Raw genomic sequence first — 9023 nt, 5'->3', positions numbered from 1 at the left:
TCGAAGTGGTCCGTTCCGGTGGACGTGGCCCCGCTGCCGCCCGCAATGCCGGCTGGCGGCGTGCGAAGACCCCCTGCCCTGTACCTAGGCGCAAGGAAGGGGGCCTTCATGTACTTAAAACTAGAGGCGGAAGGGGCCCGGAAGGTAAAGGGGCCTGTCACCGGAAGCCCTGGGGGTCGACCTCCGGCAACAGGCCTAGGCCAAGGGTTCGCCGTGATGGCGATCAACCTTGGCTACCGAAGCGTACTACATCCAGCACGATCTTGTGCACCCGCCCGGGAAAAGGCCTCTCACTCCGTTGTCCGTGCACCCCCAGAGCACGGATTCCGGAGAGAGAGACCCCGGCACGGCCAGAAACCGCTTGACAACTGTAAACCACTGCATACAGGCGCTGTCAACAGCTGCGGACAGGTCGAATCGCGTTACACTCCGGCTACGGAACGACAGGGCAACAGCGCCACAAAAGCAACAGGCACGAAAGCAACAGCGCCACTAAAGCAACAGGCACGAAAGGGGGGTCATGTCGTCGCACCAGACCTTCGCCGGGAAACTGAGCGCGCTGATCGATTCGATGCGCGCGGACGAAGGTGCCCCGCACAGCTACCGGGAGCTGTCCGCGGCGATCGATCGCGCCGGCGGTCCCGCCATGTCGCCCGCGTATCTCCAGCAGCTCGCCACCGGCAAGCGCATCAACCCGAAGATCCACTACGTCGAGGCGCTCGCGAGGCTGTTCGGAGTCCCGATCACCTACTTCTTCGACGATCAGGAACCGCGGCCGGCCGGAGAGGCGACACTTATGGCCATGCGTGCGCAGGAACTCTCCCCGCAGGGCCGCCGCCAGGTCATGGACCTGCTGGAGCTCGTCGAACGGTACGAGCGGGCCGACCGTGAGCAGCCGGGCGAAAGCCGATGAAGGAACGCGAACTCCGCAAGCGCTGCCGCAAGATGCTGAACAAGCTCGACATCGAACCACCACTCGACGTCGACGTGCTGTGCGAGCGGCTGGGCGAGCAGCGCGGCAGGCCGATCCGGCTGATGCCGTATCCGCTGGCGGTGCCGGGCCCGTTCGGCTGCTGGATCGCCACCGGCTCGGCGGACTACATTTTCTTCCAGCAGGAGACCACGAAATCCCATCAGGATCACATCATCCTGCACGAACTCGGCCATATGCTCGCCGATCACCATCCCGGCGGCGACGCCGAACCCGCCGACTTCCTGCGTGGCCCCGCGACCGGTCTCGACGGCGACGCCGTACATCGCGCTTTACGCCGCACCTCCTACGATGAGGCACACGAATGGGAAGCCGAGACCGTGGCGACCATCATCCTCGAATGGGCGTCGGTCTTGAACTACACGATCCCCCGTCGCGCCGACGACGATGACGTCCGCCGCGTCCAAGGCGCGCTGGGCGATCACCAAGGGTGGATGTGAACACGCTCTTCTCCCCCGTCAACATCGTGGCGATGGCGCTCTTCGCGACCGCGCTCGCCTGGCGGATCTACCAGACCTACCGGGCGCCGCGGGTGCTGCCGAACTGGGCGATCACCGTCACGATCGTTTTCGTCGCCTGTTCGTTCCTCGCGCAACAAAAGGTCATCTCCGACTGGCTCGACGGGCTGACGGGCAAAGGCACCGGACGGCTGGTCAACAACGTCATGCTGGCGTTCGCGGTCTGCGCGCTGCTGATCGTCTTCCTCGGTTCGGCGCTGGGCCCGCGCAGACCGCTGCGAGTGCTCTTCGAACTGGTCCCGCTGGCCGCCGCGATCGCGCTGATGTTCATCGCCATGGCCATCACCCCGGTACAGGCACGCGGTCTCGCGTTGAGCCCGAAGCTCGTGCACGAGCCCGGTGTGGCGCTGTTCTACCTCGGCGCGGGGCTGTACCTGATCTACGGCCTGCTCGCCTGCACCTGGTGGATCTTCCGGTACATCCGCACCGCGGACCGCCATTTGCGGACCGGTTTGAAACTCAGTGCCGCCGGGCTCATCGGCCTGTCGGCGGGCAGCGTCCTGCGCGCGCTCTACATCGTGATCGCCTGGGCTTTCGGGCCCTCGATCCCGGTCCTGCTTACCGTCGCCGTCCCGCTGATCCTCCTCGGGATCGTGCTCTTCCTCGCGGGGATCACCTATCCCGGCGCGCGTGCCCGGTTCGCCGCGCTGCGACGCCGTCGCCAGCACCGGCTCCACCACGAGCGGCTCACCCCGCTGTGGACCGTACTGGCCGAGGTCTACCCGAATATCGTGCTCCGGACCACGCCGCGGGGACCGTGGGACCGGTGGCACCCGCGGACGGTCCACCGCCACTACTACCGTCGCGTGATCGAAATCCGCGACGGCCTGGTGCAGCTGAGTCCCTATCTCGAAACCGACCTCACGGCGCTCGCCGTCGACGATCCCCGCGGAGCCGCGGCGGCGCTGCGGACGGCGATCGCCAGGCAGGCCGCGGGTGAGGAGACCGACGGGCGGGCGAAACTCGTGCTCCCCGGCGGCGCCGCGGACATCGAATCCGACGTCCGGCCGTTGCTCGCGCTTTCGGCCGCGATTTCCGGGAGCGGGACATGACTTCGCAGCTCTTGCTGACGGCCGGCCTTCTCCTGTCACGGCCGAGTACCCCCGTCGAAGACGGCGCCGTGCTCGTCGAAGGCGACCGGATCCTCGCGGCGGGCCCACGCGCCGACGTCGTCGCGCAGGCGTCACCGGACGCCGAACGGCTCGATTTCCCCGGTGCGACGCTCATGCCCGGCCTGGTCAACGCCCACGTGCACCTGGCGTTCGACGCCACCCGCGAAATGCTCCCGAACTTCCTGGCAAGCGAAGACGCCGCACTCCGCGCCGGTGCCAAAGACCGCTTGGGGCAATTGCTGCGCAGTGGCGTCACGACGGTGCGGGACCTCGGTGACCGGGACGCCCTCGGCGCGCGGGTCCGGGCGGAACTCGACGCGGAAGGCGTTGCCGCTCCCCGATTGCTGACCGCGGGCACGCCACTGACTGTCCCGAATGGACACTGCCATTTCCTCGGTGGCGAGGTCGACGGCGAAGCCGCGATCCGTGCGCTGATCGACGCCGACGCGGCCGCTGGTGCCGACGTGATCAAGGTGATGGCCAGTGGTGGCCAGATCACCGAAGGTGGCGCGGAGATGTGGGAGTCCCAGTTCGACGTCCGGACGCTCCGGCTGATCGTCGAGCACGCGGCGCGCCACGGCCTCCCGGTCGCCGCGCACGCCCACGGCGCCGACGCGATCGAAGCGGCGGTCGAAGCGGGTGCCCGCACGATCGAACACTGCACCTGGATGACCGGCCCGCAGCGGCAGGACAGGCGCGAAGGCGTCGCCAAGCGGATGGCGGACGAGGGCATCGCGGCCTGCTCGACGAGCAGCCGCAACTGGCGGACAATGGCCGAGCGCATGGGTGAGGAGCTCGCGAAAACCGTCTACGGCAGGCTTTCCTGGCTGGAGGAACTGGGTGTGCCACTCCTGTCGGGCACGGACGCCGGGCTGCCCGGTTCGGTCTTCGACGATCCGGTCGGCGCGCTCGAACTCTACGAATGGCTTGGCTTCGGCAGGCGCCGGATCCTGGAGATCGCGACGGAGGACAGCGCCGCCGGACTCGGCATCGGCGACGTCACCGGCAGGCTCGCTCCCGGCCTCAGCGCCGACGTCCTGGTAGTTGACGGCCATCCGCTCGACGACCTCACCGCCCTCCGGAACGTCCTTTTCGTCCTTTCGCGCGGCACTCGGGCCTGATCCATCCCGCCGGGATACGCCAACTTGCGTGACACTGTTTTAAAACAGTGTTATCGTTGCGCTACCCACCACGAAGGGAAGAACCATGGAAGGCCCGCTCAGACTGTTCACGGTCATCGCGCTCGTGTCGCTGCCGACGGTGATGTACGGCGGCTACGCGCTGATGGGCGTCATGCGCGACCGGAAACTGACCGAACACCAGCGATCGATGTTCCGTGCCGGCCATGCCCACGCCGGCGTCCTGCTGGTACTGGCGCTGGTCGCGTTGCAGATCCTCGGCCAGGCCGAGCTCTCGATCACCGCGCTGTGGATCGTGTGCTTCCTGCTGCTGTTCGGCGTCCTCGCCCAATCCGGCGGCTTCTTTCTCCACCTGGCACCGGGCAAGGGCAAACTCGGCGGACGGGTCACCAGTGCCGGAGCCCTCATGCTCGGGGCTGCGATCTTGACCACCGCGTACGGCGTGGCCTTCCCCTGACAAAGGCGTCGGTGGCGGCTCGTTAAGCTTGCTGACGTGCCTGAATACCTGCCGACAGCCCCCGTGAAGGGGACCCGCGACTTCCTGCCAGCCGAGATGTCCGTCCGGACGCAGGTGTTCGGCCATCTCTACGACGTCCTCGAACTGCGCGGCTTCCTCCGCTACGACGGGCCGATCCTCGAACCCGCCGAGATCTACGAGCGGAAGTCCGGCCAGGAGATCGCGGACCAGCAGCTGTACACGCTGACCACCAAGGGCGGCGAACGACTGGCGCTGCGCCCGGAGATGACGCCGTCCGTCGCCAGGATGATCGCGGGTAACGCCAAGTCGCTGCAGTTCCCGGTGCGCTGGTACAGCCACCCGAACTGCCACCGCTACGAGCGGCCGCAACGTGGCCGGGTCCGCGAGCACTGGCAGATCAACGCGGACATCTTCGGTTCGGACAGCGCGAACGCCGAGATCGAGATCTTCGAGCTCGTCCACGACCTGATGGGTGCGCTCGGGGCCACCCCGGACATGTTCGCGGTGCGGGCCAACGACCGGAACCTGCTCTCGTCGGCGCTCACCGACATCGTCGGGGTGACCGCCGAGCAGCTGCCGAAGGTGTTCACCCTGGTGGACCGCTGGGAGAAGTCGGACCGCACGAAGCTGAGCGACACCGCGGCCGAGATCGGCCTGACCGACAAGCAGTTCGAGAAGCTGACCAGGATCCTGTCGTCCGGCACGGCCCTGCTGGACGAACTGCCCGATCAGGTCAAGGAGAACTCGAACCTGGTGAAGGTGCTCGACAGCGGCGCCGCGGACCTGATCACGTTCGATCCGATGATCGTGCGCGGGCTCGCGTACTACACGTCGACCGTGTTCGAGGTCTTCGACACCTCTCCGGAGAACCGCCGTGCCCTCTTCGGCGGCGGCCGGTACAGCGACCTGGCGTCGCTGTTCACGCCGCAGCAGATCCCCGGGATCGGCTTCGGCATGGGTGACGTCACGCTGATCGACTTCCTCGACACCCACGACCTGACGCCGAAGCCGCGCAGTGAGGCCGACGTCGTGGTGATCCCGGTGGTCGAAGAGCTCACCGACGCCGCGCGCGAGGTGGCGGGGCGGCTGCGCAAGGCCGGTCTTCGCACGTCCACGCCCATCGAGCTGCGCAAGCTGGGCAAGGAACTCACCCGCGCGGACAAGGCGGGAGCACAGGCCGTGGTGATCGTCGGCCAGGAGGACTGGGCCGCCGGGAACGTGACGGTCCGCAGTCTCGCGACGCGCGAGCAGCAGACCGTCGCCGTCGACGCCGTCGTCTCGACGGTCACTTCTCTGCTCTGACACAGCGAAAATCGGCGCCGGAGACCCGGCGCCGGTTTTCGTTTGGGCTCAGCGCGACAGCAGCCGCATCGACGCTTCGGGGTAACGCTCCCCCGCGACCGCGTCCACGGGGGCCGCCGCCTCGATCGCGGCCACGTCCTCGGCGGTCAGCTCCAAACCGACGGCCGCGACGTTCTCTTCCAGGTACTTGCGCCGCTTCGTACCCGGAATGGGTACGACGTCGTCGCCCTTGGCCTGCACCCACGCCAGCGCCAGCTGTCCGGCGGTGACGCCCTTCGGCTCGGCCAGCGCCCGCAGCGCGTCGACGATCGCCAGGTTCCGTTCGAGGTTCCCATCGGCGAACCTCGGTTGCGATGCCTGCCGGAAGTCGCCCTCCGCGAAGTCCTCTTTGGACTTGAAGCGGCCGGTGAGGAAGCCGCGGCCCAGTGGCGAATACGGCACCAGGCCGATGCCGAGCTCACGGCAGACTCCGACGACCTCGTCCTCGATGTCGCGTGACCAGAGCGACCATTCCGTCTGCACCGCCGTCACCGGATGTACCGCGTGCGCCCGCCGGATCGTCTCCGGCCCTGCCTCGGACAACCCGATATGCCGGACCTTCCCCTGCTCGACCAGCGAGGACAGCGCTCCTACGGTCTCCTCGATCGGCACGTTCGGGTCGACACGGTGCTGGTAATAGAGGTCGATATGGTCGACGTCCAGCCTGCGCAGCGACGCCTCGACCTGTTGCCGCACATAGAACTCGTCGCCCCGGATCCCCCGTTTGCCGGGATCGGCCTCGTCACGCACCATGCCGAACTTGGTCGCCAGCACGACCTTGTCCCGTTTCCCGGCCAGCGCGCGGCCGACCAGTTCCTCGTTGCGGCCGAATCCGTACATGTCGGCCGTGTCGAGCAGGGTCACCCCCAATTCGAGGGCGCGATGGATCGTCGCGATCGATTCGGTGTCGTCACCTTGGCCGTAGAACTCACTCATGCCCATGCAGCCGAGCCCCTGCGCGCCGACTTCCAGCGTGCCGAGCCTGCGAATGGGCAGCGTCGAACCCGTCATGATCTCTCTCGCGATTCTGGGAAAACTTACTTACCGGCAGCGCGGGCGAGCCGCTCCGGATAACGCTCACCGGCGATCGCCTCGGCGGGCGCGGCCTTTTCGATGGCCGCGATTTCCGCGTCGGACAGTTCCAGTTCCGCGGCGGCGGCGTTCTCTTCGAGGTACTTGCGGCGTTTGGTGCCCGGGATCGGCACGACGTCGGCCCCCCGCGACTGCACCCACGCCAGCGCCAGCTGTCCGGCGGTGACGCCCTTCTCCGTCGCCAACGCACGCAGTGCCTCGACGATCGCCATGTTGCGTTCGAAGTTGCCTTCGGCGAACCGCGGCATCCCGCGGCGCATGTCGTCCTCCGGCAGATCCTTCACCGACGTCACGCTGCCGGTGAGGAAACCGCGGCCGAGCGGCGAGAACGGCACGACGCCGATCCCGAGCTCACGCGCGGTCGAGAGGATTTCTCCCTCGATGCCGCGAGTCCACAAGGACCATTCGCTCTGCAACGCCGTCACCGGGTGGACCGCGTGTGCACGGCGGATCGTCTCGGCGCCGGCCTCGGAGATCCCGGCGTACCGGATCTTCCCCTCGTCCACCAGCTCCGCGAGCGCGCCCCAGGTCTCCTCGACCGGCGTGTCCGGGTCGACGCGGTGCTGGTAGTAGAGGTCGATGTGGTCGACGTTCAACCTGCGAAGGGAGTCTTCGCAGCTCTTCTTGACGTAGGCCGCGTCACCTTGGGCGGACATGCCGCCGTCTTCGTCCCAGACGACGCCGAACTTGGTCGCCAGCACGACCTGGTCCCGTTTGCCCGCGATCGCCCGGCCGACCAGCTCCTCGTTCGCGCCGGTGCCGTAGACGTTCGCCGTGTCGAGCAGGGTCACCCCCAGTTCGAGGGCGCGGTGGACGGTGGCGATGGACTCCGAATCGTCGTCCCGGACGCCGTAGCCCTGGCTCATCCCCATGCAGCCGAGGCCCTGCGCCCCGACTTCCAGATCGCCGAGCTTCCTGGTGCTGATCACGCTGAAATTCCCTCCATGGTGGCTCCGGTGCCGAGCACCTTGCGTTCCACCTGGTCGTAGTGGTCGATCTTGTAGTCGAGGATGTCGAGGCAGGCCTGGAGCTCGGCGATCCGATCGGCGACCGACGTGCGCTGGTCGACGAGGATCGACTTGCGCCGTCCCGCGCTCGCCGCGCCGTGGTGACGCAGTGACGCGTACTCCCGCATCCGCTTGATGGGCATGCCGGTCAGACGCAGCTTGGTCAGGAACCCGAGCCATCCGAGGTCGTCGTCGCTGTAGGCGCGGCGCCCCGCGGCGTCCCGTGCCGGGGGCTCGACGAGTTTGATGCGCTCGTAGTACCTGAGGGTGTCGATGGACAACCCGCTACGTCGTGCGGCTTCCGCTATCGAGTAGCTCATGTCAACGACAGTACGACCTGGAGTGCGCTCCAGGTCAACTCCGAATCCGAGCGATTGATAACAGTGTTGCGATACGCTGGGGTCATGCCCCGTCCCAGGACGCACGACGAGAACCTCCGGCTGAAACTGCTGGACCGCGCCGGTGAACTCATCTCGGCCGACGGCCCCAAGGCACTCAGCCTCCGCAAACTGGCCGCGGACGTCGGCACGTCGACCACCGCGGTCTATTCACTCTTCGGAGGGAAAACGGACCTGGTCAGCGCCCTCTACGCCGAGGGATTCGAGCGGTTCGGCGCCCGGATGTCCGGTGTCTCACTCACCGGCGACCCGGTCGAGGACCTGGTGCGGCTCGGCGTCGCCTATCGCACGAGCGCACTGGCCGACCCGCATCTCTACGCGATCATGTTCACGAAGTCGGTACCGGGTTTCGAACCGGCCGACGAGACCTCCGAGCAGGCCCGCGCGACGATGGCCCCCCTTGAGGAGACGATCCGGAAGGCCGTCGCCGACGGCGTCTTCACCGACGTCCCGCCCGAAATGATCACCGTGAGCTGCTGGGGTCTCGTGCACGGGCTCGTGTCGCTGGAGCTGAACGGGAACCTGCCGGAGGAGTTCGCCGTGAGCACCGCCTACGAGACCGCGCTGCGGGCGAACGCCTCCGGCTGGCTGCGCCGCTGATGCCCCGGGCTCCCGCGCGGAGCGCGTTTAGCCCGCGCGGAGCGCGTTTAGCGGGCTAAACGCGCAACCGCACCGCCCGCCACGCGCGGAGCGCGTTTAGCCCGCTAAACGCACAACCCGCAGGGCCCGCCGCGCGCGGAGCGCGTTTAGCCCGCTAAACGCGCTCCGGCAAGCCTCGCTTCCGCCGCCACTCCCCGCTTCCCGCGCCCCCGGCGGTCCCCCACGGTCCCCGCCTCGCCGACGACCCCGGCCCGCGTGAAGGCCCCCTTCCCTCGGCTGAGCCGGGTTCGATGCGGTGTTACGGCTGGGTGATCAGTCAGACACGCCCTAGGCCACGGACTTCCCGC

General features: G+C 67.7%; 10 protein-coding genes. 7 read left to right on the top strand and 3 right to left on the bottom strand.

Annotation, left to right across the window (positions count from 1 at the left end; translation table 11 throughout):
• The first annotated feature begins 520 nt into the window (after positions 1-520).
• The 6 genes from AB0M65_RS38735 (at position 521) to hisS (ending at position 5540) form a co-directional block, all read left to right on the top strand.
• The gene (locus tag AB0M65_RS38735) at positions 521-913 is read left to right on the top strand and encodes a helix-turn-helix transcriptional regulator (protein ID WP_364039876.1); all 393 of its coding nucleotides are present in this window, start codon (positions 521-523) and stop codon (positions 911-913) included.
• Positions 910-1431: a hypothetical protein gene (locus tag AB0M65_RS38730; RefSeq protein ID WP_364039873.1), complete on the top strand. Its 522-nt coding sequence runs from the start codon at positions 910-912 to the stop codon at positions 1429-1431. The genes AB0M65_RS38735 and AB0M65_RS38730 overlap by 4 nt, the downstream gene beginning before the upstream one ends.
• A complete protein-coding gene (locus AB0M65_RS38725) occupies positions 1428-2561 on the top strand; it encodes an MAB_1171c family putative transporter (RefSeq protein ID WP_364039870.1) in 1134 nt (377 codons plus the stop codon). The genes AB0M65_RS38730 and AB0M65_RS38725 overlap by 4 nt, the downstream gene beginning before the upstream one ends.
• A complete protein-coding gene (locus tag AB0M65_RS38720) occupies positions 2558-3742 on the top strand; it encodes an amidohydrolase family protein (protein WP_364039867.1) in 1185 nt (394 codons plus the stop codon). The genes AB0M65_RS38725 and AB0M65_RS38720 overlap by 4 nt, the downstream gene beginning before the upstream one ends.
• A gap of 85 nt (positions 3743-3827) precedes the next feature.
• Complete coding sequence (locus AB0M65_RS38715; protein WP_364039864.1) at positions 3828-4217, top strand: hypothetical protein; 390 nt, start codon at positions 3828-3830, stop codon at positions 4215-4217.
• 36 nt (positions 4218-4253) lie between these two features.
• The gene (hisS, locus tag AB0M65_RS38710) at positions 4254-5540 is read left to right on the top strand and encodes a histidine--tRNA ligase (RefSeq protein WP_364039861.1); all 1287 of its coding nucleotides are present in this window, start codon (positions 4254-4256) and stop codon (positions 5538-5540) included.
• 48 nt (positions 5541-5588) lie between these two features.
• On the opposite strand, the gene AB0M65_RS38705 is transcribed toward hisS, so the two are convergent.
• The 3 genes from AB0M65_RS38705 to AB0M65_RS38695 are packed head-to-tail and all read right to left on the bottom strand — an operon-like array spanning position 5589 to position 7998.
• Complete coding sequence (locus AB0M65_RS38705; RefSeq protein WP_364039858.1) at positions 5589-6590, bottom strand: aldo/keto reductase; 1002 nt, start codon at positions 6588-6590, stop codon at positions 5589-5591.
• Positions 6591-6616: 26 nt separating this feature from the next.
• Positions 6617-7600: an aldo/keto reductase gene (locus tag AB0M65_RS38700; protein WP_364039855.1), complete on the bottom strand. Its 984-nt coding sequence runs from the start codon at positions 7598-7600 to the stop codon at positions 6617-6619.
• Positions 7597-7998 (bottom strand): MerR family transcriptional regulator, encoded by a 402-nt coding sequence (locus tag AB0M65_RS38695; protein ID WP_364039852.1) that lies wholly within the window; start codon positions 7996-7998, stop codon positions 7597-7599. Before AB0M65_RS38695 ends, AB0M65_RS38700 begins: the two co-directional genes overlap by 4 nt.
• A gap of 84 nt (positions 7999-8082) precedes the next feature.
• On the opposite strand from AB0M65_RS38695, the gene AB0M65_RS38690 reads away from it, so the two are divergent.
• Positions 8083-8676 carry a TetR/AcrR family transcriptional regulator gene (locus AB0M65_RS38690; RefSeq protein WP_364039849.1) on the top strand — a complete coding sequence of 198 codons (594 nt, stop codon included), beginning with the start codon at positions 8083-8085 and terminating at the stop codon, positions 8674-8676.
• The last annotated feature ends 347 nt before the right edge of the window (positions 8677-9023 follow it).

The sequence above is a fragment of the Amycolatopsis sp. NPDC051071 genome (assembly GCF_040682875.1).
In the GTDB taxonomy this organism is placed as follows: Bacteria; Actinomycetota; Actinomycetes; order Mycobacteriales; family Pseudonocardiaceae; genus Amycolatopsis.
The sequence above is the reverse complement of the archived record's forward strand: the minus strand, read 5'-3'. Positions and strand labels throughout refer to the sequence as shown.